General features: G+C 69.2%; 22 protein-coding genes. 9 read left to right on the forward strand and 13 right to left on the reverse strand.

Annotation, left to right across the window (positions count from 1 at the left end):
• Positions 1 to 122 precede the first annotated feature (122 nt).
• The 6 genes from LZ198_RS39325 (at position 123) to LZ198_RS39350 (ending at position 4,894) form a co-directional block, all read left to right on the forward strand.
• Positions 123 to 887 carry an SDR family oxidoreductase gene (locus tag LZ198_RS39325; protein WP_253977303.1) on the forward strand — a complete coding sequence of 255 codons (765 nt, stop codon included), beginning with the start codon at positions 123 to 125 and terminating at the stop codon, positions 885 to 887.
• Positions 888 to 951: 64 nt separating this feature from the next.
• Positions 952 to 2,292 (forward strand): SitA5 family polymorphic toxin, encoded by a 1,341-nt coding sequence (gene sitA5, locus LZ198_RS39330; protein WP_253977304.1) that lies wholly within the window; start codon positions 952 to 954, stop codon positions 2,290 to 2,292.
• A 60-nt stretch (positions 2,293 to 2,352) separates the two neighbouring features.
• Positions 2,353 to 2,826 carry a hypothetical protein gene (locus LZ198_RS39335; protein ID WP_253977305.1) on the forward strand — a complete coding sequence of 158 codons (474 nt, stop codon included), beginning with the start codon at positions 2,353 to 2,355 and terminating at the stop codon, positions 2,824 to 2,826.
• A 49-nt stretch (positions 2,827 to 2,875) separates the two neighbouring features.
• Positions 2,876 to 3,418, forward strand: coding sequence for a hypothetical protein (locus LZ198_RS39340; RefSeq protein ID WP_253977306.1), 543 nt, complete (start codon positions 2,876 to 2,878; stop codon positions 3,416 to 3,418).
• Between the two features lie 59 nt (positions 3,419 to 3,477).
• Positions 3,478 to 3,999 (forward strand): hypothetical protein, encoded by a 522-nt coding sequence (locus LZ198_RS39345; RefSeq protein WP_253977307.1) that lies wholly within the window; start codon positions 3,478 to 3,480, stop codon positions 3,997 to 3,999.
• Positions 4,000 to 4,408: 409 nt separating this feature from the next.
• Positions 4,409 to 4,894 carry a hypothetical protein gene (locus tag LZ198_RS39350; protein WP_253977308.1) on the forward strand — a complete coding sequence of 162 codons (486 nt, stop codon included), beginning with the start codon at positions 4,409 to 4,411 and terminating at the stop codon, positions 4,892 to 4,894.
• A 3-nt stretch (positions 4,895 to 4,897) separates the two neighbouring features.
• Here LZ198_RS39350 and LZ198_RS39355 read toward each other — a convergent pair whose 3' ends face one another.
• The 5 genes from LZ198_RS39355 to LZ198_RS39375 form a co-directional block, all read right to left on the reverse strand.
• On the reverse strand, positions 4,898 to 6,580 hold the full coding sequence (locus LZ198_RS39355) for an alkaline phosphatase D family protein (protein ID WP_253977309.1): 1,683 nt from the start codon (positions 6,578 to 6,580) through the stop codon (positions 4,898 to 4,900).
• A 159-nt stretch (positions 6,581 to 6,739) separates the two neighbouring features.
• On the reverse strand, positions 6,740 to 7,747 hold the full coding sequence (locus tag LZ198_RS39360) for an alpha/beta fold hydrolase (protein ID WP_253977310.1): 1,008 nt from the start codon (positions 7,745 to 7,747) through the stop codon (positions 6,740 to 6,742).
• A 181-nt stretch (positions 7,748 to 7,928) separates the two neighbouring features.
• Positions 7,929 to 9,170, reverse strand: coding sequence for an MFS transporter (locus LZ198_RS39365; RefSeq protein ID WP_253977311.1), 1,242 nt, complete (start codon positions 9,168 to 9,170; stop codon positions 7,929 to 7,931).
• 245 nt (positions 9,171 to 9,415) lie between these two features.
• Positions 9,416 to 11,191: a CapA family protein gene (locus tag LZ198_RS43085; protein WP_256560318.1), complete on the reverse strand. Its 1,776-nt coding sequence runs from the start codon at positions 11,189 to 11,191 to the stop codon at positions 9,416 to 9,418.
• A gap of 181 nt (positions 11,192 to 11,372) precedes the next feature.
• Positions 11,373 to 11,879, reverse strand: a complete 507-nt coding sequence (locus LZ198_RS39375) for a DoxX family protein (protein ID WP_253977312.1) — start codon at positions 11,877 to 11,879, stop codon at positions 11,373 to 11,375.
• Between the two features lie 274 nt (positions 11,880 to 12,153).
• Here LZ198_RS39375 and sitA6 point away from each other — a divergent pair, with 274 nt between their 5' ends.
• The 3 genes from sitA6 (at position 12,154) to LZ198_RS39385 (ending at position 14,368) form a co-directional block, all read left to right on the forward strand.
• Positions 12,154 to 12,870 carry a SitA6 family polymorphic toxin lipoprotein gene (gene sitA6, locus LZ198_RS39380; protein ID WP_456094081.1) on the forward strand — a complete coding sequence of 239 codons (717 nt, stop codon included), beginning with the start codon at positions 12,154 to 12,156 and terminating at the stop codon, positions 12,868 to 12,870.
• Positions 12,870 to 13,613, forward strand: a complete 744-nt coding sequence (gene sitI6, locus LZ198_RS43750; RefSeq protein WP_407667505.1) for a SitI6 family double-CXXCG motif immunity protein — start codon at positions 12,870 to 12,872, stop codon at positions 13,611 to 13,613. The genes sitA6 and sitI6 overlap by 1 nt, the downstream gene beginning before the upstream one ends.
• Positions 13,614 to 13,711: 98 nt before the next feature.
• Entirely contained in the window at positions 13,712 to 14,368 is a 657-nt protein-coding gene (locus tag LZ198_RS39385; protein WP_253977314.1) for a hypothetical protein, read from the forward strand.
• A gap of 53 nt (positions 14,369 to 14,421) precedes the next feature.
• Here LZ198_RS39385 and LZ198_RS39390 read toward each other — a convergent pair whose 3' ends face one another.
• The 8 genes from LZ198_RS39390 to LZ198_RS39425 form a co-directional block, all read right to left on the reverse strand.
• Positions 14,422 to 18,738: a right-handed parallel beta-helix repeat-containing protein gene (locus LZ198_RS39390; protein WP_253977315.1), complete on the reverse strand. Its 4,317-nt coding sequence runs from the start codon at positions 18,736 to 18,738 to the stop codon at positions 14,422 to 14,424.
• 153 nt (positions 18,739 to 18,891) lie between these two features.
• Complete coding sequence (locus tag LZ198_RS39395) at positions 18,892 to 19,701, reverse strand: tRNA1(Val) (adenine(37)-N6)-methyltransferase (protein ID WP_253977316.1); 810 nt, start codon at positions 19,699 to 19,701, stop codon at positions 18,892 to 18,894.
• 39 nt (positions 19,702 to 19,740) lie between these two features.
• Positions 19,741 to 20,403 carry a hypothetical protein gene (locus tag LZ198_RS39400; protein ID WP_253977317.1) on the reverse strand — a complete coding sequence of 221 codons (663 nt, stop codon included), beginning with the start codon at positions 20,401 to 20,403 and terminating at the stop codon, positions 19,741 to 19,743.
• Positions 20,404 to 20,477: 74 nt separating this feature from the next.
• On the reverse strand, positions 20,478 to 21,065 hold the full coding sequence (locus tag LZ198_RS39405) for a PIN domain-containing protein (protein WP_253977318.1): 588 nt from the start codon (positions 21,063 to 21,065) through the stop codon (positions 20,478 to 20,480).
• A gap of 42 nt (positions 21,066 to 21,107) precedes the next feature.
• Positions 21,108 to 21,581 (reverse strand): helix-turn-helix domain-containing protein, encoded by a 474-nt coding sequence (locus tag LZ198_RS39410; RefSeq protein ID WP_253977319.1) that lies wholly within the window; start codon positions 21,579 to 21,581, stop codon positions 21,108 to 21,110.
• A 152-nt stretch (positions 21,582 to 21,733) separates the two neighbouring features.
• Complete coding sequence (locus tag LZ198_RS39415) at positions 21,734 to 23,617, reverse strand: extracellular catalytic domain type 1 short-chain-length polyhydroxyalkanoate depolymerase (protein WP_253977320.1); 1,884 nt, start codon at positions 23,615 to 23,617, stop codon at positions 21,734 to 21,736.
• A 268-nt stretch (positions 23,618 to 23,885) separates the two neighbouring features.
• On the reverse strand, positions 23,886 to 24,851 hold the full coding sequence (gshB, locus tag LZ198_RS39420) for a glutathione synthase (protein WP_253977321.1): 966 nt from the start codon (positions 24,849 to 24,851) through the stop codon (positions 23,886 to 23,888).
• A gap of 70 nt (positions 24,852 to 24,921) precedes the next feature.
• A complete protein-coding gene (locus tag LZ198_RS39425; RefSeq protein ID WP_253977331.1) occupies positions 24,922 to 26,562 on the reverse strand; it encodes a serine/threonine protein kinase in 1,641 nt (546 codons plus the stop codon).
• Between the last annotated feature and the right edge of the window lie 409 nt (positions 26,563 to 26,971).

Genomic DNA, 26,971 nt, shown 5'->3' on the forward strand with positions numbered 1-26,971 from the left:
TCATTCCCAAAAGCTGAACGAACAAACCAGCTTCCGTGCCTTTCTCCCATGAAAGCTGAGTCGTATTCCTACGTGTATCGACGGTGGCGCTCGAGCCACCTCGGAACGAGGGAGCGACGGTCATGGAGCGATTGAACGGGAAGGTGGCGCTCATCACGGGGGCGAGCGCGGGCATCGGGGCGGCGGCGGCGAGGCTGTTCGCGGCGGAGGGGGCGAAGGTGGTCCTGGGGGCGCGGCGGCAGGCGGAGCTGGACGCGGTGGTGGCGGACATCCAGGCGGCGGGGGGCCAGGCGGTGGCGTTGGCGGGGGATGTCCGGTCGGAGGCGTACGCGAAGGCGCTGGTGGGGCGAGCGCTGGAGCGCTTCGGCCGGTTGGACATCGCTTTCAACAACGCGGGCATCATGGGCGCGAGCGGGCCGACGACGGAGGTGTCGGAGCAGGGCTTCAGCGACACGGTGGCGGTGAACCTGACGGCGGCGTTCCTGGGGGCGAAGCACCAGCTGGGGCCGATGGTGAAGCAGGGGGCGGGGTCCATCCTCTTCACGTCGACGTTCGTGGGCTACAGCTTCGCGTTCCCGGGGACGGCGGCGTACTCGGCGAGCAAGGCGGGGTTGGTGGGCCTGACGCAGGCGTTGGCGGCGGAGTACGGGCCGAAGGGCATCCGGGTGAACGCGCTGCTGCCGGGGGGCGTCGACACGCCGATGTTCCACACGGTGAACGACTCGCTGGAGCAGCAGCGGTTCATCCAGGGGTTGCATGCGCTGAAGCGGGTGGGCACGCCGGAGGAGCTGGCGAAGGCGGCGCTGTTCCTGGTCTCGGATGAAGCGTCCTTCGTGACGGGCACGGCGACGCTGGTGGATGGCGGCGTGTCCATTACCCGGACGTGAATGTCGGAGGCGGGTGGTAACCCCGACGGCTGGCCCCTGCGTGGGGCCGACGCCGGGGGGACGGATGATTGCGCGTTGGAGTGGTGTGGTGCTGGTGGGGTTCCTCGTCGCGGGCTGCGCGACGCCGCGACTCGTGCGGCTCGACACGGGAGCGGGAGCCCCCATCGTCTACAGGCCGGCCGCGCGCGCGGCGCCCATCACCATCGACGAGGAGGCGTTCCGTCGCGCGATGACGCGGCTCGTGCTGGACGTTCGCTTCTCCGTGAGGGCGGAGCGGACGGCGCGTCCCCGGGTGCGGCTCGCGGCCGTGTCTTCGTCCTCGGGTTGGGAGGCGGGGAGTTGTTCGAGCGAGGAGGGTTCAGCGGAGTGCCTGTCGCTCGTGGAGGGAGGGTTGGGGTTGCTCGACGCGACGGCGCGGAGGGACCTGGCGCTCAGCTTCGCGTGGGAAGGGGTCTGGGAGGGCGTGCGGGGGGCGGTGGGGGAGATGGCCAACCCGCTGATGTTGCAGGCGATGGTGACGTCGGCGTTCGCGGCCTACATGCTCCTGTTGGTGGTGCCGGAGCCGGTGACGAAGGTGTTGGCGCTCGCGCTGACGACGTACTTCGTGGCGTACCTGGGGCTGGAGGTGTTCTTCGACGTCGTGAACGGGTGGCAGCGCCTGTCGGTGGAGTCGGAGCGGGCGGTGTCGCTCGGGGAGGTGGAGGAGGCGGGGCACCGGTTCGGAGAGGTGATGGGGACGGATGGGGCGCGCGTCATCATCCTGGCGCTGACGGCGGCGCTGGGAGGTGGGGCGGCGAACCTCGCATCGAAGGGGCCGATGCTGCCGGGCTTCGCCCAGGCGGCGCTGGCGGCGGAGACCAACGCGGGGTTCCGGTTGGCCGCGGTGGCGACGGGAGGCATCCGGTCCATCTCCGTCGCCGAAGGTGTGCTCACCGTGGGGCTCGTGCCCAACGCGGTGGCGATGGTGGCGCGGGGGGCGGGGGATGGTGGGCAGAGAGGTGGTTCCACTGGAAAGCTGCTTGAGAACCAGTTGCCTGACAGACTCGCCGCAGAACTGGAGATTGCTCGGAAGCTTGGAGTCCGGCCCGCTACGGTGGACTCACCTGACTTCGCGCGCTATGCGAAAACCGAGCGCATCAAGTGGGTTGTCACAGAAGAGGGACAGTTGCAGATCGTTCCGCATACTTGGCAAAGCGTCGAGATCACCCATGCAGTCGCAAGTGGCGGTCGCCCCGTCCTCGCCGCAGGCGAAGCAGAACTCTCTGTTCACGGTTCCGTTCGTTTCGGCATTCGAATCACGCCCCGCAGCGGCCACTATTTGAAAGGGGCTCCGAAGTCCGTTAGCGAAGCCGTCCTGAAAATCGGACGACAGGCATTCTCACAATTCGGCATTGTCTTTCCCTGACCCATGAGTTCTCTCCTTCAAGAAGTTGTGGAGTGGCCGCTCTCGCAGGTCCGGTCATGGATGCAAGGACTCGCAATTGGCGAGGCCGTGGACGGGGAGGATTTCAACTGGGATGCCCTCGCCTACGTCGCCGCCTCGAATGCCCGAGAACAACGAAGCCTGGATTGGGCCATCCTCGCACTCGGCATCTACGATGCCCTCGCGAAGCAATCAGACGACGCGTACTCCTTCATGCTCTCGGCGATGCATCTGCGAACGTGGATGATTCGCGAGTTGGGTGCTCGCACGGGAGACCCGGTCCTCGACCCCGAAATCATCTATGCGTGGTTCCGGAGCCTCGCCACCATCCCCATCGACGAGGCGAAGCGGGTGATCTCCACTCCCGACTGGAGAACCCTCCCCACTGACGTACTCCTCCAGCTCCGCTACACCAAGACCGCGCTCGGCATGCTGTCCACGCTCTCCCAAGCAGGCGTGGCGCTGAATCACCCGGAACTCGAGGACTGGTTCCCTCTACGGGAACACCTCCCCTGATACAGGATGCTCACGGTCCATCGTCAGGTCCACGTCTCGATGAGGCCACATGGGAACGCGTCGTGACCTCTCCCTCATCGTCCTGACGTGGCCCGTCCAGGACGTAATCAGGTGGCTCGAGGGACGGGACGTCGGCGCCATGGTCGACGGCGAGCCCTTCAACTGGGAGGTCTTCGCATTCACCATCGCTACTCGTGCGCGCAAGGAGCGAGACCTCACATGGGCTCATATCGCCCTGCACATCTACGAAGAGTTGGCGGGCCGTATCGCCGCACGTCCCACCAATACATTCTGGCTTTCCGCGATGGCCCTTCGCGTGTGGATGATTCGCGAGCTGGGTGCGCAGCAAGGAAACCTCGTCCTGGACCCCGACATCGTCTTGCGCTGGGTCCAGAAGGCGATTCGGCTCTCCCTCGATGAGGCCGAACGACTTCTGTCGATGGACCTTCGCGACCTCTCGCTTGACCAGTTGCTCGCGTTTCGTGACATCAAGAATGCGCTCAGCGTCCTGAGCAGCATTACGGAGACACCGCGCATCCGCGATGACTCCTCTCTACAGGCGTGGCTGAAACTGAGGGACCGTTTGCCCTGAGGACTCGGGCCTCCCTTGCGCAAGGGTTCCTCCACGAAGCCAACTTCGAGGATTCCAACATGATTCAGGCCGTACTGAGATGGCCACTCCCACAACTTCAATCATGGATGGAGAGGCTCGTCATCGGTGAGCCTGTCGGTGGGAATTCCTTCAACTGGCATGGCCTCGCTTTCAGTATCGCGGCCCGCGCCCAAAGAGAGCGCAGCCTGGAATGGGCTCGTATCGCGATACGAGTCTATGAGGCACTCGCGCATCAGTCAGACGACCCGTACTCATTCATGCTTTCCGCAATGAATCTGCGAACGTGGTTGATTCAAGAGCTGGGCGCTCGTGAAGGAGACGAACTCCTCGACCCCGAAATCATCTATGCGTGGTTCCGAAGCCTCGCCACCATCCCCATCGACGAGGCGAAGCGGGTGATCTCCACTCCTGACTGGAGAACCATCCCCACTGACGTACTCCTTCAACTCCGTTACACCAAGACCGCGCTCAGCATGCTGTCCACGCTCTCCCAATCAGGCGTGGCCCTGAATCACCCGGAACTCGAGGACTGGTTCCCGCTACGCGAACAGCTCCCCTGACACGCGAGGCCCCAACGCAGACCGTGCAGGAGTGGCCCCTCGAGCGCGTCCGGTCATGGCTCGACGGCATCGACATCGGCAGGCCCGTGGGAGGAGTCCCGGTCGACTGGGAGGCGCTCGCCACCCAGGGGACCGCGATACCGCGCCCCCCCACTGCGCCGCATCCAGGCCGTGCTCGCCCTGCTCCCTCGCGCCGGAGTGACACCACGACACGCCGGCCTCCAGGCCGGGTTGCGACTCCGTGACGGACTTCACTGACCTGTCACGCCCTTGCCCGGTCCCGAATCCTGTCCTGCTGTAACGACAGCTAGGGTCTCGAACGACCCTCTTGAATGCCCCGTCGGACGCGCATGATAGCCCCTGTGCCCCCTCGCTCCTGTTTCGCGGAGCCACAGCTGGAGAAGCAACGATGACGCGTTGGCGTGGTGTCCTGCTGCTGGCCGGAGTTCCCCTGGGCGGGCTGTACGACACGCCGGACCCCGCGCCCGCTCCACGGAACGAGGCCCCCTCCGTCAGCCACGCCGGCTCCAACATCGCCATGGACCTCTTCGAGGGACTGGCCCGGCTGCCCTCCGCGCGCCGCGCCGACGCCTTCTGGCTCTCCGCCATGAACCTCCACGCGTGGATGATTGGCGAGCGAGGCCCCCGCACGGGCAACCCCGTCCTGGACCCCGACATCATCGTGCGCTGGTTCCACCGCGTCGCGCAGATGCCCCTCCACGAGGCCGCGCGCCTCTGCGCGATGGAACCCCGGGACCTCCCCACCGAGCGCCTGCGCGCCCTGCGCGACATCAAGAGCGCGCTCGACGTCCTGGAGGGGCTCGCCCAGACGCCCCGGATTCGCGACGACGTGGAGCTCCAGGCCTGGCTGGAGCTGCGCGAGCACATGCCCTGAGCCTCACACCCCCGTGCCACGCGCCAGGGGCGGGGGCTCCACCACCACCTGCGTGGACAACGCGGTGTGCTCCGCCTCCCAGCGCAGCCACAGCTTCGGCCGGGACAGCCGCGTGCGCGCGGGCTCCACCCGCATCGACAACCAGTTGCGCTCGCGCAGGTAGCGCTGGCTGCCCACCGGCAACATCTCCGTCTGCATGAACGACGGCAGGTCCTCCACCGCGTCGTCCGCCAGCATGCGCATGCCCAGGAACTGCAACGTGCTCGGCGGCGGATGCACGATGCCGGAGGACGTCACCTGCTCGATGGCCGCCTCCGACAACCCCGCCGGGAGGTGCTCCGGGTTGCGCGAGCGGATGAGCCCCCGCGCCCCCACGTGCACGTCCCCGGACACCACCGTCACCGCGCAACACGACTGCTGCGCCAGCGTGAACAGGTCCACCATCAGCCGCGTGCGCTCGCCCCGGTGCACCAGCGACTCCCACTGGTCCAGCATGTCGTCGTGCAGCTCCGTGTCCGCCCCCATCACCTCCGCCCCGGAGCCGTAGCGCAGGTGCACCAGCGGCACCGAGGACAGCAGGACGACGTGCCGGGGCTTCAGCCCCGCCTCCGGCCGTGTCGCGTGCTCCTGCCGCCACGCGTCCAGCACCTTCCACTGCGCCTTGCTCATCACCTCGTGCGCCATCTTCCCGCCCGGCTGCTCGCGGTAGGTGCGCCCGCTGCGCAGGTCCAACGCCACCACGTCCACGTCGCACTCCGCCCCCACGAAGCGCAGCGTCTGGAAGTAGTGCCTCACGCACGGCGGGCGCCGCGCCGGCGTCTTCTCCGGCGTCTTCAGCTCGCCCAGTTGGAACGCCTCGAAGACCAGCGCTGCCGCGCTGTAGAGCGCCTCGAACCAGGCGCACGCCTGCAGCGATTCGTGCGAACCCCACCCGTCGAAGATGTCGTGGTCGTCCCACATGAACAGCCCCGGCACCCGCGCCAGCATGGGCGCGATGCCCGCCGTCCCGCTCCACCGGTCGCAGTACAGCTCCACGTACCGGGCCAGCATCTCCTCGTGGAAGCCCGGGGGCGGAGGGCGCGCCGGGTCCAGCTTCTGCTCCAGCTCCCGCTTGCGGAACTCCAACAGCGGCTCGTGGTCCAGCAGCGAGTCCGCGTACACCTGGTCGCCACCCCCGAGCAGCAGGTGGAAGCCCCCGTCCGCGTCCTCGTGCTGGGCCTTCATGTCCGCCCAGCAGCCGAAGGGCCGCTTCATCCGCATCACCGCGTTCCACGTCTTCGCGTCGCTCGCCCCGTTGCACGAGAAGAACGCCGTGCGCGGCAGCGCGCCCGTCGCCGGCACCACCACCTGGGGCGCGTCGTCGGGGAGCCCCACCACGCAGGCCCCGCCCACCGGCTCGAAGCGGTACGTCACCCGGCGCGCCTGGGGCCCGCGCGGCAGCGCCACCTCCCAGCGCCACAGCACCCCCGCCACGGGCGCGCGCAGCCCGGAGAAGTCCGCCACCGGCACCGGCGCCGCGCAGACGGCCTCCGGCAGCTCCACCCCGTCCAGGCCCAGGACGCGCAGCCGCAGCGCGGGCGGTGTCCCCGCGTCCGTCCCGCCCAGGTACAGGTTGACGAAGAACGACCACGCGCCCACGTCCACCTGGTCGCGCGCGTAGAGCATCGGCCCCAACAGCACCTTCATCTCACGCCCCCTCTGAGCCTCGCCAGGACCGCGAGGCCAGGATTCACGGAACTCTAGTCCGGGCGGGCGTCTTGCGGGGACGCATGCGGGGAGTGTGTCCCGCGTCCCCAAGTTGCCCACAGGCCCGGGAGCACGTCCCGGGCCGGGGGCGCGCGGGGGCTACTTCGCGAGGTACTCGAGCAGCGCCGCGTGGAACTTCTCGGGCGACTCGATGTGGGGGATGTGGCCCACGCCGGGCAGCTCCACCAGGGTGGCCTGGGGGATGGCCTTGGCGGTCTTCTTCCCCAGCTGGGGGTACTGGCCCAGGGTGGCGGCCACGTCTGCGGGCACCTTGCCCCGGCCGATGAAGGTGCGGTCCGCCTGGCCGACGACCAGCAGCGTCCGGGCCTTCACCAGCGGGAACTCGTGGGACACCGGCTGCTCGTAGATCATCTGCGAGGTGGCGGCGGAGACGCGGGCGAGCCGGGGGTACTCGGCGCCGAGCGTCTGGCGGTAGAGCACCTGCACCCAGACGTCGTACTCGGGCTTCCACTTCACGTAGTACGTCTCGTGGTACTTGCGCGTGCCCTCCTCGGTCACCTTCAACTGCTCGCGGTAGTACGCCTCCGTGGGCTGCCAGGGCACCTTCTCGCGGTAGTCCTCCAGGCCGATGGGGTTCTCCAGCACGAGCCGCTCGGTGGCCTCCGGGAACATGAGGGCGAAGCGCGTGGCGACCATGCCGCCCATGGAGTGGCCCAGAATCACCGCCTGCTCCACGCCCAACGTGTCCAGCAGTTGCTTCGTCAGCGACGCGAGCGTGTGGAAGCTGTAGTGCACGTCCGGCTTGGACGAGCGGCCGAAGCCGAGCTGGTCCGGCACCACCACGCGGTAGCCCGCGCCCGTCAGCACCTGGATGGTGCCCGCCCAGTACGCGCCGAAGAAGTTCTTGCCGTGCAGCAGCACCACCGTGCGCCCGTTGGCGCGGCCCGTGGGCTTCACGTCCATGTAGGCCATGCGCACGTCCTGGCCCTCCACCGTCAGCGGCAGCAGCTGCACCGGGTGCGGCGAGGGGAAGCCCTCCAGCGTGGAGCCGAGCGGCTCGGCCGGCGCGCGCGCCTGGGCCAGGACGGGGGGCGCCAGCAGCAGCACGGCGGCGCCCAGGGCCAGCAGGGACGGACGGAAGGACATGGAACACGCTCCTCGGGGATGGGGTCGATGACTCACGGCGTCAGCCCCGGTGTGTAGCGCGGGGCGCCGGGCATCGCAGGCCCTTCGTCACGCGGGACGCATCGTCCCGTCGGAGCGTGGCGTTCGTGTCACGGACCCGCGCGCCCCGAGTGGAGCGCGCGGGCACGTGGGGTGCGGGGGCTCAGGCCTGGGAGCTCTCGAAGGTGCGAGGGCTGAGCAGCCGCAGCGTCACCACCATGGCCAGGAACAGGACGCTGGCGGTGACGGTGACGAAGCGCACGCCCACCCGGTCCGCCATCGCGCCCAGGCCCCACACGCCGGACGCGTACCCCGCGCCGAGCGCCATGCTGTAGAGGCTGCTCACGCGCGCCTGGAACTCCCGCGGCACGCGCGACGTGGCGTAGGCGTGCAGCCCGCTCATCAGCATCATGTAGTTGGCGCCGAGCAGGAAGATGCCCGCCGCCGCCAGCGTCAGCGTGGGCGCCAGCCAGTACACCGCGGACACGACGCCGATGGACATCGACACCAGCACCAGCAGCCGGCGCTGGCCCACCATGTCCACCAGCGAGCCCACCGTCACCGCGGCCACCACCGCGCCCGCGCCCTGGCAGGCGACCAGCAGCGACGTCGCGGACGCGCCCTGGCCGAACACCTTGATGGCGAACACCGGCACCAGCCCGATGAAGGGCGCCACGAGCACGGACACCACCAGCGTGCTCGTCATCACCAGCGAAATCTCCGGGTCCGCGCGCACCACGGAGAAGCCCTGGGTGATGCCCGTCCACAGGCTGCCCCGCGGCTTCTTCGCGTCCGAGTCGCGCTTCATCGAGGGCACGCGCGACACCGCCACCAGCACCGCGACGAAGGACAGCGTGTTGACCAGCAGCGCCCACGACGCGCCACCCGCCTGGAGCACCACCGCCGCCAGCAGCGGACCGATGATGCGCCCCAGGTTGAACTGCGCCGAGCTGAGGCTCAACGCGCTGTGCAGGTCGCGCGGCGGCACCAGCTCCGCCAGCATCGCGGAGAACGCAGGGCTGGTGAGCGTGGACGCGCAGCCGTTGAGCAGCGAGATGACGCCGATGATGGGGACGCTGAGGTGGTGGGTGAAGGCCAGCAGCGTGAGCACCGCGGCCAGCGCGAGCTGCACGCTGGAGCCCAGCGCGACGTAGGCGCGCCGGTCGAAGCGGTCCGCGAGCGCGCCACCCACCGGCGACAACAGCACGGACGGCAGATACGTGAGCGCGACGATGGCGCCCGTCCACTCGGCGCGTCCCGTCTGCTCGGTGACGTAGACGCCCATCGCCACCGTCTCCATCCAGGTGCCGATGTTGGAGATGAGCGCGCCCAGCCAGACGGCGAAGTAGCCGGGGTGCTCGAAAGCACGCAACGAAGAGAGTCGGGGCAGTCGAATGGCTCGCACGACGAGGTCCCTTGTATCGCACGCGCCACTGACACGCCCTCCCGGGACGCGTCATGCTTTGGGCCGCAATGACGAGATCGACAGAGCGGCTAGCAGCCTGTCTGAAGCGTGTGAGGACCAACGGACGCGCGAATGGACGTCGTCGTGACACACGACGTGCGCTTCGGCTGTGACACCTGTCACATCCCGCCCGGATTCATCCGCAATCCTGGGAACTCACGTGCGCCCGCGCGTGTGCGCGGTTGTCAGCGGCGGGGCGCGGGGGTGCGCGCGGAGACGGGGCCCTTGCCGGCGGGGCGGAGGGTGCCGTCCTCGGAGATGCGGGCGCCGGAGTCGGGGAAGTCGTCGGCGGTCAGGTCGCGCAGCAGCTTGATGACGGCGCCGCTCGGGTCGGGCTGGGCGATGCCCTGGCCCACCTGCTTCGTCGCGAGGACGCGGCCGGTGGTGAAGGCGCCCTCGCGGTCCAGCTCCACCTCCAGCACCATGCCCAGGCCCTGCGGGCCCTTGAGGTTGAAGCGGCCGTAGGTGGCGAAGTTGCCGAGCGAGTACGCGATGAGGCGGCCCTTGTAGAACTCGAGGCCGCGCACGACGTGCGGCCCGTGGCCGATGACGACGTGCGCGCCCGCGTCCACCACGGCGTGGGTGAAGGCGCGCAGGTCGCCGCGGTCCTCGCCGAAGAACAGCTCGCGGCCGGCGGGGACGTGGAGCGCCTTGCCGCCCTCGGCGCCGCCGTGGAAGGAGACGACGACGATGTCGTGGTCCGCGGCGGCGGCGCGCACCAGCGCGGTGGCGGTGGCGGTGTTGTTGAGGTGGTTGCAGGACGCGGAGGTGTGGAAGGCCACCATGCCGATGCGCAGGCCGTTGCGCTCCACCGTGGCGATGGAGCCCGGCGGGCCGCTCCAGGCGATGCCGAGCGCGTCGAGCGTGGCCTCCGTCTCGCGGCGGCACTCCTCGCCGAAGTCACCCGAGTGGTTGTTCGCGGTGGAGGCCAGGTCCACGCCCGCCTCCTTGAAGAACTGGCCGTAGGCCGTGGGCGAGCGGAACGCGTAGCAGTTGCGCGACGTGCGGCACTTGTTCGTCTTTCCGTTGTCGCAGAGGGGACCCTCGACGTTGGCGAAGGTGAGGTCGGCGTCCGACATGAGGTCGCGCACGCCGGCGATGACGCTGCCGCCGCCGTCGGGGGGCAGGTTGCCCTCCGGCACGGTGGTGCCGAGCATCATGTCGCCCACGGCGCGGATGCGGACCTTGGCGCCCGCGGGCGGGGGAGGGCGGTTGGAGGCCTGGGGCGCCTGGGCGAGCCTCGCCTGGAGCGCGGCCTGCCCCCGGGCCTGGGCGAGCGCCGTCTCGAGGTCGGCGTGGGTGGGGTCGAGCTTCTGGACCTCGGTCCACTGCGTGAGGGCGTCCGCCCACCGGCCCTGGACGGAGTGGGCCCAGCCCAGCTCCCAGCGGCAGTCCACGCGGGTGGGCGCGGCCTGGACGCAGGCGGACAGCTCGGTGACGGCGGTGGCGGTGTCCTGGGCCTTGAGGGCCTCGAGGCCTCGGGCGTAGTGCGCCTCGGCGGCGGCGGGGTCGAGCCGGGCGTTGGCGCCGAGCGCGAGGCCCACGGCGCGCAGGGCCCCGGTGGCCGCGCGCGCGGCGGCGTCGCCCACGTCGGTGACGGCGGCGCCGGAGGCGGGGTCGGTGGCGGCGAGGAGGCCCGCGTGCGTCACGTCGGGGGCGCTGGACGTGGAGGCCAGCGCGAGACGGAAGGCGGCGTCCACGGAGCCGGTGGTGGCGGAGGAGAGGAGGCTCGCGCTGGTGCTCGCGCCGCCGAGCGCGGCGCCCACGGACGCGAGGCCCGCGGCGGTCAGTCGCTTCGCTGGGGTGTCACCCGCCCGGAACGCGGCGCGGACGGACTCCTCGCCCGCCGAGGACAGCCGCCATGCGTCGGGAGCCTGCGCTGTGGAGAAGTTGTGGGCGGAGGACGAGGTGCTGGACGGAGCCGCGGCGAGTGCCAGCCACAGGAAGGCGGACGGGAGCATGTGTCGCGCATCTTACGAGGCCTCGGGTCCTCGAGGCAGGGCCCCGTCGCGCCCGGCCCACCCGCTGCCGGGCAGGCGCTCGGGGTCGTTCACGGGAGTCGTCGACCGGGGTGCCGAGCAGGCACCGGGGCGGCCCGGGCGCGGGTCGCGGGCTCCGGGAGGAACCGCGACCCGCCGCGTCTCAGCCGAGGGCGTCGAGCAGCAGGGAGCCCCGGCGTTGGCGGGGCAGGAGCCGCAGGCGGCGCAGCTCCTTGCGCTTCACGCGCTCCTCCAGGGCCTGGTGGACGGAGAGCCTGCCCGGGCCGCGCAGGAGCAGGCCGAGCGCGATGGCGCACAGGGCGAGGTTGAACTCGAAGCCGCCCTGGGTGTTGTCGAAGCCCTTGGAGCCGTGGACCTTGGCGATGGCGATGGCCTGGGTGACGAGCACGGCCGCGGCGGCGGGGCGGGTGGCGAAGCCGAGGATGGCGCTCACGCCCGCGAGCACCTCCGTCACGCCGGTGGCGACCACCCAGGCCTTGCCGGGCTTGAAGCCGAGCTGCTCGAAGAAGCCCGCATGCTGCTCGGTGCCTTCCTTGCGCAGCTTGGCGATGCCGTGGACGACCATGGTCGACCCGAGTGACAGGCGAGGCGGCAGCAGGGCCGCCGACTTGAGGATGTCCGGTTGCTCGGTCAGTGACACCACGTTCATTCCCTCTCCTCCTTGGTGGGGGCCACGGCCCTTCCGGGGAACCTGGGGACGCGCGGGTCACCGTGCGGCGATGGCGCGCCAGGGGGAGGGCGCGTCCCTCGGTGGGCGAGCGGGGTGACGGCCGCTCCGCACGGGACGGAACCCAAGGGAACGAACCGAAGGGAGGCCGTCCCGGAGAATGGGGGACGAATCCGAAGCCCGTGGTGGACCGGGTGAATGACCCGATGGCCGCGATGCCAAGATGCTTCGGAAACACCATGTCCAGGGGATACCCATGAAGATTCGTGCGTGGTGGGGAGTGCTGCTCCTGCTGACTGGCTGCGCGTCCGCACCCGTCGCTGGACATGCCGAGCTACCACGCGAGGACGACTCCGCGGAGGAGTGCGCCGAAGCAGCTGAGAAGGACGACGACGAGGCATGCGTCACCATCGCCTGCGACGCGGACCTCTGCGGCGCGTACCGTTGCGAGGACGTGGCGTCCGCTCCCATGGCCTTGCGCCCCGGTGGAACCGCCGCACCACTGGCCGGTGTCGGTACTTCACCCCGGCGCCACTGGGGCGTGCCACAGGTGCTCCCCGGGCGTGAGCCCGTATTCGTCATCCGTTGGAAGCGTTCAGAGGAACTTCCGTCGCAGAAGGTTCTCCGCGAGGCCCGCCAGGCTTGGGAGAAGGTCCCCAAGGAGAGACACCACATCTTCCCTCGGGCCTTCGAGGACTACTTCGCCCAACAGGGCATCAACATCCATGAGTACGCCCTCGCCATCGACGTGAAGCGCCACAAGGAAATCCACGGAGGGGCCGCTGGAGCCCCATGGAACAAGGACTGGTCTGACTTCATCCTGGGCCTGGACCCGGACCTCCCGAAGCGAGAAATCAGAAGACTGCTCTTCGAGCGCGCGGGCTACATGCTCCAGAAGTATCGTCTCGTCGGAATGCCGATGTCCTACTGGCAGCAACTCACCGCGAACATGCGGCTCGCGGAGGATGGGTGATGCGCTACTACCAGCTCACGCCAATCACCGACCGGACAGCCACTACAGCGCGGTGGTCCATCACTGGAAAGCGACGGTGGGGGCTGCCAGGGACCGAGTGCCCTCGGTGCGAAGCCGGCGGCAGCACCATTGGACTCATCTACCCGAGCGTCGACCTCTCCCCTCTGCCGGAAGAGCGGGAGTACCGAAAGGCTCGTGTGGTCTCTTGGGACGAGTATGTCCGGCTGCGTGACGCTGTCCTGCCACTCATGCCTCCTGGGGCCGTGGTGAAGCCCGGGGCGGCCATGGGCCCGCTCGTTGGCCACGTGAGGGGTCACCCCCCTCTCGTTGCGATGGACCTACGTCATCTCTACGTCCAGCCCGAGGGCGCGGAGCGACTCCTCGCGGCTGGCCTGAGGGGCATCAAACCCGAGCCGACGAGCTTGAAGGTCGGACGCCATGTGGCCCCGATCCTGGAGCTGGAAGTCCTGGTGGGAGGAGACTACGCACCCGAGTGCCGTCCCGAGAAATTGGGGGACCCGTGCCCAGTCTGTGGGACTCAACGACGAGGGCTCACTCCCTACTCCTGGTGGCTCGACTCGGCGGGGCTGCCGGACACGGACCTCTTCCGCTTTCGCCCGCGTCCTGGGTACATCGTCGCGAGTGAGCGCTTCGTGGATGTGCTCCACAGCCTGGGTGATACCGGCATCCAGGCGACGACGATCGCCCCCCCCGCTCCGCACAACGCGGGTGCGCCGTCGTAATCAGCGCCGTTCTCGATGCTTCCTTCGAGCGAGCTGGCCTGATGTGACGCTGGGCCACTCGACCTGGGCCGGGGCCCGCGCGAGACTCCCACCCCACCATGTCCTCGCGCTGGTGGTTCGCGTCCCTCCCGCTGCTGTGCTCCACGCCGGTCCTCGCGCAGGACGGCGTCACCGTGAACGTGCGCTGCACGGAGAAGTGCACGGTGTTGCTCGAGGGGAAGCGGGGGAACCGCGTGGACGACGCCACCTGGGCGTTCAAGGGTGTCCGTCCCGGGAAGCGACGCCTGGAGGCCTCCGGTGTCCTGGGCCGCCCGCTGGTGAGCAGCTTCGCGGACATCCCCGACGCCGCCGTGGCGACCGTCTACCTCGCGAGCAACAAGCGCATCGTGGTGGAGACGGGCAGCACGCCCATGCCCGGCACGCCCACGTGGGCGAAGGGCACGTCGGCCTCACCGGAGCGAGAAGCCCCCGGGGCTCCCTCGACGGCGAAGACGGGGACCTCCCTCATCCACGTGCGCTGCCCGGAGCCCTGCACGCTGTCCATGGACGGCGCCCGGAAGGGCTCCACCGGGACCACCGGCGTGAGCATCGAGGACGTGGCGCCCGGGGCTCGCACGCTGGAGGCGAGCTTCATGCACGGGTCGAGGGTGCGCCGCTCCACCCTCGACATCCCGGAGCACAGCGAGGTGTTCGTCACCGTGACGGAAGAGAAGGGCTTCCAGGTGACGAACACCAAGGCGCTGGCCGCGAAGTAACCACGCCCCCGGAGGACGCCTCCCCACCCAAGTGGAGAGGCGCCTCTCGGTGCTCACCGACCGGCGCGCCGCCTCCGCGAGTCGAACGCGAGCATCACCAGGGCCAGCAACCCGAACACCGACGAGCCGGTCCCCGTGCTGCTGCACCCTCCGCCCCCGCCGTTCTCCCCGTTCGCGGGAGGCGCCTCGCAGACCCCCGCGTTGCACGTCTCACCGTTGCCGCAGTCGGACGACCGTCGGCACTCGGGCTCCGGCTCCTCGGGCTCCGCCCCAGGCTTCGTCGAAGTGACGGTCACGGAGGTCGTCCCCGTCGCGCTGCCCACGGTGACCTGGAGCGTGTTCAAGAAGGTGCCCGCCGTGGTGCCCGCCGTGAAGACACCCGAGGCGTCGACGGAGCCTCCACCGTTCACGACCTTCCACGTGGCCGGGAACGCGGGGGTCTCGTTGCCGTACAGGTCGAACGCCTGCACGCTGAAGGTCACCGTGCCTCCAGCGGGAAGCGTGGGGTTCTGCGGCGAGAGGACGACCCGGCTCGCGCCCCCCGCCACCACGGAGACGGAGGTCCTCTCCGACAGCGCACCCATGGTGACCTGGACGGTCTGCGAGAAGGCCCCCACCACGATGCCCGCGGTGAAGACGCCCGCGTCATCGATGGAGCCTCCACCGTTCACGACCTTCCACGTGGTCGGGAGCGAGGAGATTTCGTTGTCGTACGCGTCGAACGCCTTCGCGCTGAACGCCACCGTGCTCCCCGCGACCATCGTGGGGCCTTGCGGCGAGATGCTGATGCGGCTCACGGCACCGGGCGTGACGGTGACGCCGGTCGTCTTCGTCACACCGGCCACGGTCACCTCGACGGTGTCCGCGTAGGTGCCCGCCGTGGTGCCCGCGGTGAAGACACCCGAGGCATCGACGGAGCCGCCACCCTTCACGACCTTCCACGTCGCGGAGAAATCGGAGACCTCGTTGTCGTACGCATCGAACGCCCTCGCCTTGAACGGCACCGTGCCCTTCACGACGACGGAGGGGACCAGCGGCGAAATCTCCACGCGGCTGATGGCGGCGGGCTTCACGAAGACGGTGGTGGTGAGCGTGATGTGGTCCACGTTGACGCTCACACAGTTGTCATACGTCCCCGCGACCGCGGGCGCGGTGTAGAGCCCCGTCGAGGTGATGGTCCCCGCGCCCTCCGTCTCCACCGACCACTTCGGCGCGATGGTGCGCGGATTGCCGTCCGCGTCGAACCCCATCACGCCGAACTGCTGCGTGCCCAGGGGTTCCAGCGTGGCGAAGGGCGGAGTGAGCACGACCCTCGACAACGGACCCGGGAGGACGGTGACGTCCGCGGAACCCCGCACGTCGTACATCGTCGCCGTCACGGCCCCCGGATAGGACCCCGCCACGGTGCCGGCCTTGAACAGGCCATTGGAGTCGATGGTCCCCAGGGAGGCCGGGGTGACGGTCCACGTCGGAACCGCGTCCCGCCTGTTGCCCCACTCGTCGTACCCGAACGCGGTGAACTGGAGGGTCCCTCGGGTGTTCACCTCGTTGGAGCCGGACACCACCTGGACGTGATGGAGCGGCCCGGGGGTCACGGTGAGATCCGCCGTCACCGAGACTCCTCCGAGTGAAGCCTTGATGGTGCCCGGGTAGGGCCCCGCCACGGTCCCCGCGGTGAAGAGGCCCGTGGAATCGATGGTGCCGCCCCCCGCGACGACGCTCCAGGTGACGGTGCCCGGGACGTCGTTCTCCGCGCTGTCGCGCGGCGTGGCATAGAACTGCGCCCTCGAGTTGGCGACCGCCGACAAGCTACCGGGCAGCAAGTAGATGTGATGCACCGGCCCCGGCTGGATGGTCACGCTCACATAGCCGGACTTGCCGTCCGCTTCGACCTGGATGCCCTGGGCGTAGGTGCGGGGATTGTTGCTCGCGGTGTAGAGCCCGTTGGCCGAGATGGTTCCCGCGCCGGTGGTCGTCACCCAACGGAGCGTCGTGGGGACGTCATGGCCACACGCATCCAGGGCTCGCGCGGAGAACTGCTGCGACTCACCGATGCGCAACGTCACCTGGGACGGCGTGACGGGGACCGTCTGGACGGGCCCCAGCGTCACCGTCACGTCCACCACGGCGGAGAGCCCGCCCGTCGTGGCGACCACCGCTCCAGGAAATGCCCCGAGCGAACACCCCGCCGTGAACTTCCCGCTCGAGTCGATGCTCCCCACCTCCGCGGGCACGGTCCAGGTGACGACGGCGTGGGGAAGCTCCAGGCCCTCCACGTCGAAGACCTTGGCGGTGAGTTGAGACGTTCCCTTGCCGCGCAACGTGAGGGAGTCGCTGTCCAGCACCATGGACGCGGGGGGGACCGGGACATAGGGGAAGGCGCCCATGTCCGTCCCATCCGACGCGGCGTTGCGACAAGGAGAGGTCTCGAGGAGCGTCAGGTGGCGCGGACTGACGAAGAGCGGGTCCTGGGTGAGGCTCCCGGGTCCCAGCGTGGGATTCCCCACGTAATTGCGGGTATGGCCCCAGACCGCGTTGTGATGGATGGAGATGTTGGGCGCCGGCACGACCTCGATGCCCGTGTACTCATTGGATTTGATGATGTTGTCGCGAATCTCGACGGTGTTGTTCGGTTGGGTGGCGACGTAGATGGCGCCCAGCTCGTTGTCGATGATGGTGTTGTGGACAATGGACGCGGAGGCATTGACGAGGTCCAGGCCCCCCGCCTTCGTGTAGGCATTCCGAACGTTGTTCCGCAGCAAGCTGTAGGAGACATTCACGACGCCCCCCGAGGCGCTGACCGCGGTGCCGCACTGCTCGAGCGTGCCTCTCTCGAAGGTGAGCGTGCCGCCACGGCCGTTCAGACAGGGGTAGCCACCCCGGAGCGTCGAGCCCTTCACGGTCACGGTGGCGGAGTCATCGGAGGAGATGGAGCCTCCCGTCACGGTGGCGTCCTCGACCGTGACGGTGCCGTGACCCCGGCCGGCCAGGCTCGCTTCCGACAAGGTGAGGTGCTGGAACGTGGCGGTGCCGTCGTCCTCGACCGAGACGATGCCGGAGCCCGTCACGGTGAAGTCCTTGAACGTGGCGGAGCCGGTGCCCTTGATGCTGAAGAACGAAGACAGCCCCAGCCCCGTCACGGTGGAATCCTGGAACGTGGCGGTGCCCTCGATGACCAGCGGCCCCGTCACGCGGGCGTGTTCGAAGGTCGCATCGCCTTGGAGGTAGGCCCCCACGCCACGCGAGCGTTCGAGGGTGACAGGCTGGTCGACGGTGCCCTTCGCTTTCAGTGAGCCAGCGATGACGACCTTCACCGACTCATTGCCTCCCGCGGGCCCCTTCGTCTCGTTGACGGTGAGGCTGGCGCCTGGCTCCAGCGTCAGGGTGATGCCCGCGGGCACCCGGAGATCTCCCGTGACGACGTTGGCGCCGGTCAACGTCCTGTCCGAGTGCAGCACTCCCTCGAGGAGGGAGTGGACCGGAGCACCGGCATAGGGAAAGGCGCCCATGTCCGTCCCGTCCGACGCGGCGTTCCTCGCGGGAGAGTTCTCCGTGAGCATGCCCGTTCCACGGAACAGGGGATTGGCGTTGAGGCTCCCTTCTCCAGGACTGACGCCGATGTAATTGCCATCCGTGTGCCCCCACACCACGTTGTGATGAAGGATGGGCGCGTAGACGTTCGTCAGCCTGATGCCGTAGGACTCCCTGCCGACGATGATGTTGTCGTGGATGTCGATGGCGACGTCCGTGAGCCCCCCGCTCATGGCGCCATCGATGGCGCTCCCCCAGTTGTCGACGAAGGTGTTGTGGACCAGCGTCACCTTCGGCGAGTAGCTCGAAATCTTGACGAGGGACGTGGTGCCGCTCGGCGAGCACCCATGAATCAGGCTGGACCGGATGGTCGACCTGCCACTGGTGGTACCCAACACCTGCGTGCAGTACGAGAAGACACCGTTCTCGAAGCCGACGGTGCCCCCGCTGACCTGGAAGGAGGGAGCGCCGTACTGCAGCGCGCTGTGGTCGAAGAGCGCGGAGCCACCCAGTTGCACGTCGAAGCTGGGCTTGCCTCCGACGACGGTGACATGGTCGGCGACCACGGACCCCTTGACGAGGATGCTGTTGCTCTGGAGGTTGATGTTGATGGGCGCGGCCTCGGTGCCCACGGCAACCAACGAGCCGAGAACCTCCACCTTGCGGACGGTGGAGCCCCAACTGGTCACGGAGACCCCAGGCTCCAGCGTCAGGGTGACACCCTGCGGGATGGTGAGGGTGCCCTGGATGTTCCAGGGGCTCCCCGCCAAGGTCCAGGTGGTGTCACTGGTGATGACGCCGCCCGGGACTTCGGTGGCCAGCGCGACGGTGGGCAGCACTGCGAGGAGAAACCCGAGAAGCCTCGATTTGAGCACGAGCAATCCTGTTTCACGGGCTCGAAGACACGCCTTCGCCCGTGCGACAGCAACGGGGTGCACCTCGAAATGTCGCGAAGCTGGGAAAGCACCCACCACGGGGCAACGAACCGGTCCTCACTCGGCGTCGGTCGAGCCGTCCTCGCTCGGGGGCCTCCGCTCCGCGAGGGGCGGATCCATCAACGCGGCGACCTCGGCGGAGTAGCCGCCCGGCGCGTCGCCGTGGACGATGAGGGGAGGGCGCACGGAGAGGCCCCGGTCCTTGTCGCGCAGGGCGTGGACGAGGAAGCGCGTGGCGGGGGCCTCCGCGCGGGCGTGGATGAAGCGCAGCACGTGCGGGTGGAGCTTCGCCTGGGTGAGCAGGCCCAGGACCTCCGCCGCGCGCGCGGCCGGGTAGACGAGGCTGACGCCGCCCCCTGGAGACAGGGCGTGACGCGCGGCGGCGACGACGTCGCGGGCGTCGCAGGCGACCTCGGACTTGGAGATGGCGCGCTCGTCATCCGGGCTGCGGACGCCGGCGTCGGCGACCCGGAAGGGGGGGTTGGACACGACGTGCGCGTAGGCGCCCCCCGTCACGTGGTCACGGAGGTGGCGAAGGTCTCCGAGGAGGGGTCTCACGGAGGTCTCGCACGCATTGAGCGCCGCGGCGCGTGACAGCCGCGCATGGACCGACGGTTGGAGCTCCAACGCGTCCACCGCGCTGATTCCGAATTGTTTCACCAGGAGGAAGGACACGACGCCGCTGCCCGCGCCCAGCTCCAGGAAGGTGCCGGGCGGTCCGGTGTGCTCGGTGGCGGCGAAGTGCGCGAGCAGCACGGCGTCGAGCGTGAAGCGATAGCCGCTCCGGCGCTGGAGGACCCGGACCCCGGAGGTGCCGATGGAGTCGAGCGTCTCGTCCGGGGCGGGCTGGAGGGGGGATTCGGACACGCGGGAGCCAGGAAGGGGACGGGGAGGAACTCGCCGATGCTACTGACGGCGCCCCACCAAGGCACCCATCAGCCAGTCGGAGAACGACCGGCGCCACGGGATGACCCGGGCCCGGCGGTGCTCTGGCAGGTCGTCGAGCGACCGCTCCCCCGGGTCTGCCCCTTGGAACACCCAGAGGTCGACGTCCCCCGCGTCGGGGACGATGGAGACGAGCGCCTCGTGCAGTCCCACGACTTCTCCGCGAAGGCGCGGGGGGACCTTGCCGAAACCATCCTGCTTCGCGGCTTGCAGCGCCGCGGCCAGCGCGCGGACCTCGGAGGGCGCCAGACACGTCACGGAGTCCGAACGGGCGAGCCGCCGCGCTCGCTCCGGCAGACGCTCGAGGTGCGCCAGGACGTCCGCGCGCGAGGGCACGTCCCACAAGAACCCGAGCAGGTCGACATCGCCGTAGCCCTGGAGGATGACCGCGAGCCGCAGGAAGAAATCGCCGATGAAATCGGCGTGGAAGGTCATCCGGGCCTCCAGCGCCCGCAGGCACTCGACGGCAACCCCGTCTTCATTCGAGTCGACGAGGAGCCTCTCGAGGTAGCGACCCGAGTCCTCACCGGGCGCGGGCACCCACTCGGATTCAGGGTCTGGGATTGGCGCGGGACGCTCCAGGAGCGCCGCGGGGAGCCGGAAGAAGCTGAAGGAATTTCCCATGCAGGCGCCCAGGCTAGCAGTGATTGCTCACGGCCCTGGTCGGAACGTCGGAACTCCGAGAGCAACGGGACAGTTCACGCGCGGCCTCCTGTCTCGGAGTCGAGCAGGGCACGATATCCGCGCACGTCCTGGATGAATCCCGGCACCGACCTGCTCAACCCGTCGAGCAGTTGGTCCAGCGTCATGGGTGGCCTGCGCTTGTCCTCGGCTTGTCTTCGCAACACATCGAGCATCTTGCGTGGAGCCAGGTCGAAGAGGTGTCTCAAGAAGTCATCCGCGGATTGAGCCTCCATGGAGGAGGGCAGGTCCACCTTGCGGAAGTGCTTCAGGTTGTTGGTGACGATGACCTGGGCATGCGCAAGGAGCGCCGCTGCCGCCACGTGCCGGTCATCCGGGTCGTTGCGCATCGAGGCCTCGAACTGCTCGTAGCCCGTGACGAGCGACTCCGGGAACGCTCGATGGATGATGGCCACGAGCCGCGCCGACTGCTCCTCCGAACACTGTCCCTGCTTCACCAGGTTGCGTCGCATCTCCTCGAGGACGCGCTCACTCCAATAGGGCTGGACGAGGCCTGCTTCAGCCGCCCTCAGGAGCGTGTCGCGGACGGCCATGGGGAAGAGGACGTTGGCGTCGAGGAAGACGCGAAAGATTGCTGGAAACACGCCGAACCCCCACCCACGCCACCCACGCCCCCGGCGCTGCCTTCACGAACCGCCGAAGTAGTCGCCCGACTCTTCACTGAGCTGAGTGAGCTCGCGCAGGGCCCCGGCGCGCTCCTCGTCTCGCTGACGCTTATAGCGCAACAAGTCCCTCGCGAGGATGCGCCGGTGCTTGTTGTGCTTGAAGAACGGCAGCTTCTTCGCCTCGAGCAGGTTGACCAACCCCTGGCGCGAGATGTTGAGCAGGTCCGCGGCCTCCTGCGTGCTGAGCTCGCGATGCATCGGCACGATGCTGACGGCCTCTCCCTCCGCGAGCGCCGCGAAGAGGTCCCTGAGCAGCACCGCCGTCTCCTCCGGCAATTCCAGGCGGCCTCCGTCCGGCAGCATCAGCGCCAGCAGGGGCGACTTGCGCCGAGCCCCCCGCCTGTCCGCCACGGACTCCAACCGCTGCCGGATGTCCTGGGCCATCCGGAGCTTCTCCGGAGGAAGCGCGACGGGTTCGTTCTCGTGGCGGGACATGGAGCAACTCCAGGGCGGCGCGGCCGCGTGATCACACCCCTAGATAGGTCCAAATCGCCAAAAACGCAACTCACCCATCCGCCAACCCATTGGAATCAAAGAAGAAGAGGGGACGGCGGGCTCACGCTCCCGCCGTCCCCCCGCGTCGCGTACTACTGCGCGTACACGACGGTCAGCACCGCGTTCGTCGAGTCCTTCACGAACAGGTACTGGGTCGCGGTCTGCTCCGCGCGGAAGCGCAGGCGCAGTTGCGTCCGCCCCGTCTTGTTGATGGCGGAGAGGCCCGCCGCACTGAAATCCGCGGAGGCCTTCGAGCCGGTGGTGAACTTGTCGACGGTCGACACCTCGCTCGCGGTGGCCGCCGTCGCCCAGTCAGCGACCTCCAGGCCCGCGGCGTTGAACGTCCCCGCCTGCGCGTCGATGACCACCGTGTTCCCCGCGGGCGTCGACCACGGGTCCCCGCTGCCCGACGAGTAGCCCACCGTCAGGAAGGCCCGCGTCACCGTCGCCCCGTCCGGCAGGCTCGACGTGTCGAACGACAGGAACGACCGGTTGAACTTCCCGTCCGTCCCCTTGCCCAGCGCCAGGTTCGTCAGCGTGCCCACCGCCACCCCGCTGCCGTCCGCGTTCGCCTTCAGGTACCCGTCCTCCGCCGCGATGCTCGTGAAGGTCACCGTGGCGGACGTCGGCGCGCCGCTGTTGCTCACCGTCACCGCCGTGGCGTTGTCCGTCGCCTGGTTGCCCGCGGCGTCATACGCGCGCGCCCCCAGCGTGTGCGCCCCGTTCGCCACCGTCTTGCTGTCCCAGGAGAACTCGTACGGCGCCGCCGCGTCCGTGGCCACCGCCACGCCGTCCACCAGCAGCTCCACCTTCGCCACGCCCACCGCGTCCGTGGCGCTCACCGCCACCGTCACCGCGCCGCTCACCGTGCTGCCGCTCGACGGCGCCGTCACCGCCACCGTCGGAGGCGTGGTGTCCCCACCCGGGTTCGGGTCCGTGCCGCCGTCCACCAGGCCGAAGAACTTCGCCTGGTGATACACCGCGCAGAGGTTCACGTCCGTGACGTACGCCCCCGTGGAGCCACACGCCGTGGTGCTCCCCGGGAAGTTGTATTGCGCGTCGAACGCCACCGCGTGCCCCATGCCGGTGATCTCCCACGTCTCCACCAGCGCCTTGCCCGCCGCGTCCCGGTAGACCTTGTGCGGGAACCCCGCCACCGTCTCCGTCGTGTCCGGCGTCTGGTCGATGCCGTGCACGTTCGTCCACTGCTCCATCGCCTCCGTGCCGTTCAGCGGGCGCACCGTGAAGTCACTCGAGCCGTACCAGATGGACACCGGCGGCCGCCGCCCCGAGTAGCCCGCATACCCGCTGCGCGCCAGGTCCCCCCACGCCGCGGGCGTCTTGTCCGTCCCCGGGCTCATGCACGAAAACGCCGCCGTCATCGACGTGGCGCACTTGTACGGCCCACCCGCGTTGATGGCACCGCCGGAGAAGACGTCCGGATACGTGGCCAGCAGCGCCGACACCATGTACCCACCCGCGGAGAACCCCGACACGTAGATGCGGGACGCGTCGATGGAGTACGCCGCCTTCATCGCGTCCACCATCTGGATGATGGACAGCGCCTCGCCCGACCCGCGCGTGATGTCCCCGGACTCGAACCAGTTGAAGCAGCTCGTGCTGTTGTTGCCGCTCTGCTGCTGCGGATACACCGCGTAGAACTTGTAGACGTTCGCCGCCGCCGTCCACCCGCTCGCCTCCATGCCCGTGGAGTTCTGCGTGCACCCGTGGAGCACCACCACCAGCGGCGCGTTCGCCGGCATGCCCGTGGGCACGTGCCGATACATCAACAGGTTGCCAGGATTGCTGCCGAAGCCCGTCACCTGCGTGAGCCCCAGCTCGGACCGGCCCAGCTCGACCTCCTCGGCCGACACCTCTTCCTGGGAACCACAACCCGGCGAGCCCGCGAGCACGAACGCGGCGAAGGACAACCCTGCGAACCGAAGGGCGCTACGAAACCACTGTTGCGAGGTCATGCTGCCTCCCGGGCCGCCAGGGGGGAGGAAGGGCGGCCGCGGGGCGCAACGTGACTCCTCCGGATTGCCCGGGTTCAAGGCGCGGCGCGTCGCCTCGACGATGAAAACTGAACCATGATTCATTTCGGCGCGGTGCGTCGAAATCCAATGAAACATGAATCAAGCATCAGCTCTTGCTTCAGAGGGGCGGATGGGTCCATGGGCGCGCCCCCGGCGCGGTGCGGGGGTGACGTCGTCAGTCCTGTCCGTGACAGCCGACCTTCGCGGGTCAGCGTGCGGGGCGCTCGGCGGCGAGCCGCTCGGCCAGGTCGATGACCCGCGCCTCGATGCACACGCCGTCCAGCTGGTCCGCCTCCACCAGGCCGGTGGGGCTGGTGACGTTCACCTCGGTGAGGAAGTCCCCGAGCACGTCGATGCCGACCAGCAGCAGCCCGCGCCGGCGCAGCTCCGGCTTGAGGCGCTCGCAGATCTCCCGGTCGCGGTCGGTGAGCACCGCCTTCTTGGGCGTGCCCCCGGCGGCCATGTTGCCGCGGTGGTCGTCCCCGGACGGCACGCGCAGCACGCCGCCCACGGGCTCGCCGTCCACCAGGATGATGCGCTTGTCGCCCAGGCGGCTCTCCGGGATGTAGGCCTGCGCGACCACCGCCTCGCGGCCTCCGCGCGTCAGGAGCTCCAGCGCGGAGCGCGCGTTCCGGTCCCCGGGGGAGAGGAAGAGGATGCCCTTGCCGCCGAACCCGTCGATGGGCTTGAGGATGGTGCCCTGGGCGTTTCGGGCGATGAAGTCCAGCAGCACCGGCAGCTCGCCGGAGATGCGCGTGTCCGGCATCAGGTCCGGGTAGCGCAGGGCGAACAGCTTCTCGTTCGCGTCGCGGATGCCCGCCGGGTGGTTGAGGTAGACGGGCGCGCGGTCCGCGCACAGCTCCACCAGCTGCGTGGCGTGCAGGAACTCCGCGTCCACCGGCGGGTCCTTGCGCAAGAACAGCACGTCCAGCTCCGACAGCGCGCGCGGCGCCTCGTCGAGCACGTCGAAGTGCCGTCCCGGCTCGCGGCGCACCGCGACCCGGCGCATGCGCGCCTCCGCGCACCGGCCGTTGAAGCGAAGCCAGCCTTGCTCGAAGTACAGCACCCGGTGGCCGCGCTGGTGCGCCTCCACCATCAGCGCGAACGTGGAGTCGTGGTCCACCCGCACCGTCTCGAGCGGGTCCATCAGGAAGCCTAGGGTGAGCGCGGCCATGGGGGCGCGACGATAACCGCCCCGGCGCGGCCCCGCCCCCCTCAATCGGGGGGAGGGCCCGACAAACACCTCAGCCCTCCGGAATCTCCTCGAGCCTCAGGCGCAGCGTCGACGTCTTGCCCGCCTCCACGGGCACGTTCACCACGCGTCGCTTCTTGTCGTCGCCGACGACCAGCAGCCGGTGTGTCCCCACGGGCAGCGAGAGCTGGTACACGGCCTTGCTCGCCAGCTTCGTGGGCGACTTCTTGCTCCCCGCCAGGTCCAGGAAGACGTCCGCCATGGGGACCACCGCGAAGATGAGCTTCCCCTGGGCGCGAGAGGGGGTGTCCGTCCGGGCGGTCTTCTCTTCCTCCTCCGGCGGCGCGGCGGGCCGAGGGGCCGGGTCGGCCGGCCTGGTGGACTTGCCGGGCACCGCCTCCTCCGGCTCCGTGCCCGCGTCGCTCCCCGGCTCGCGGAAGACGGCCAGCCCCGACTCGTAGTGGGGCAGCCGCTCCGGCACCGGCTCTATCGTCGCGTCGAGCGCCTTGCTCAACCTCACCGCGCCGTAGCCACCGCCCACGACGATGGCCAGCATCACCGTGCCCCACAGCACGTTGGACCAGCGCCGCTGCGAGGGGGTCAGCTCGTTGGGGTCGTCCGCGGTCGGCGGGGGCGCCTTGTCCGCGCCACGCGCCGTGGGCACCTTGCGCGACGCCTTGCGCGGCACCGCCGCCACGTCCTTGGGCGTGGCCATGTCGTCGCGCGCCGGCAGGTACGGCCCGTCGTCGCTGCGCAGCGCGCGCTTGGCGGACTCCACCATCAGCGAGCTGGCCGTCCCGTCCGCGCTCTCCAGCAGCGCGCGCGTGGCCGCCATCCGCTCCGAGAACAGCTCCCGCATCAGCGACGCGCGGTGCTCCGAGTCCTGCAGGATTCCGCTCGCCGCCGCCTCGATGGCCCGCGCCATGTCCCGGCCGTTGGCGAAGCGCTTCTCCCGGCTGCGCTCCAGCGCCTGCATCACCACCTTGGAGACCTGCTCCGACACGTGCGGCGCCACGTGCGAGGGCCAGGGGATGGGCGCCTCGAGGATCTTCACCATCTCGTCGCGCTCGGTCTTGCCGGCGAACAGGCGCGCGCCCGTGAGCAGCTCGTGCATCATCACGCCCACGGAGAACAGGTCGCTGCGGCCATCCAGCTTGTCGCCGCGCACCTGCTCCGGGGACATGTACCCCGTGGTGCCCTTCACCGTGCCCGCGTGGGTGCGCTCGAGGCTGCCCTTCGCCTTGGCGATGCCGAAGTCGAGCAGCTTCACCACGCCGTCGTACGTCACCATGATGTTCTTCTGCGCCACGTCACGGTGGATGACCGGGCTGGGCTCCCCGGACGGCGTCGTGAAGGTGTGCGCGTAGTGCAGCGCCAGGCACACGTCGCGCGCCACCGACAGCACGAACCCCACGGACAGCTGCTGCTTGCGCCGCAGGCACGCGCCGGTGAGCTGGTTCAGGTTCTGCCCGGCGATGAACTCCATCGCCAGGTACAGCCCGTCGTCCTCCTGCCCCAGGTCGAACACCTGCGCGATGTTCGGGTGGTTGAAGGCCGCGGTGATGCGCGCCTCGTCCAGGAACATCCGCTCGAATTGCTCGTTGTCGCGGGCATCCGGGAGGATTCGCTTGATGACCACGTACTTGCGGAAGCCACCCGGACCCGAGGTGAAGCCGAGGAACAGCTCGGCCATGCCACCCACGGAAAGCTGCGTGACGACCTCGTACTTCCCGATGCGCTCGCCTCGATAGAAATCGATGGCAGAACCTCCGTGCCAGCGCCCCGCGACCGGAGCCTCCGCGCGGCGGAGGATAACAGGCTTGTAGGGCGCGAACGTGCAGTGAGATGGCGCCGACACCCACCGTCCACCCCGCCTCCACCGCCAGCCTGTGGATGGCCTGTGGATAGCTGGGGGCTCACTGTGGAGAACCGGTGGCGTGGATCAACCCTTGTGGATGCCCGTGGGAAACCGCCAATTTACCCACATGTAGCATGTGCCGAATTCCTCAAGGGTTCCGGGAGCTTGCTGACTTGTCCCCAACTCCGCGCCCTCTACTTCTTCCACCATTTGATCAATACCTACATAAAGCTTTTAAGAAGAA

The sequence above is a fragment of the Myxococcus dinghuensis genome (genome assembly GCF_024198235.1).
Lineage (GTDB): Bacteria > Myxococcota > Myxococcia > Myxococcales > Myxococcaceae > Myxococcus > Myxococcus dinghuensis.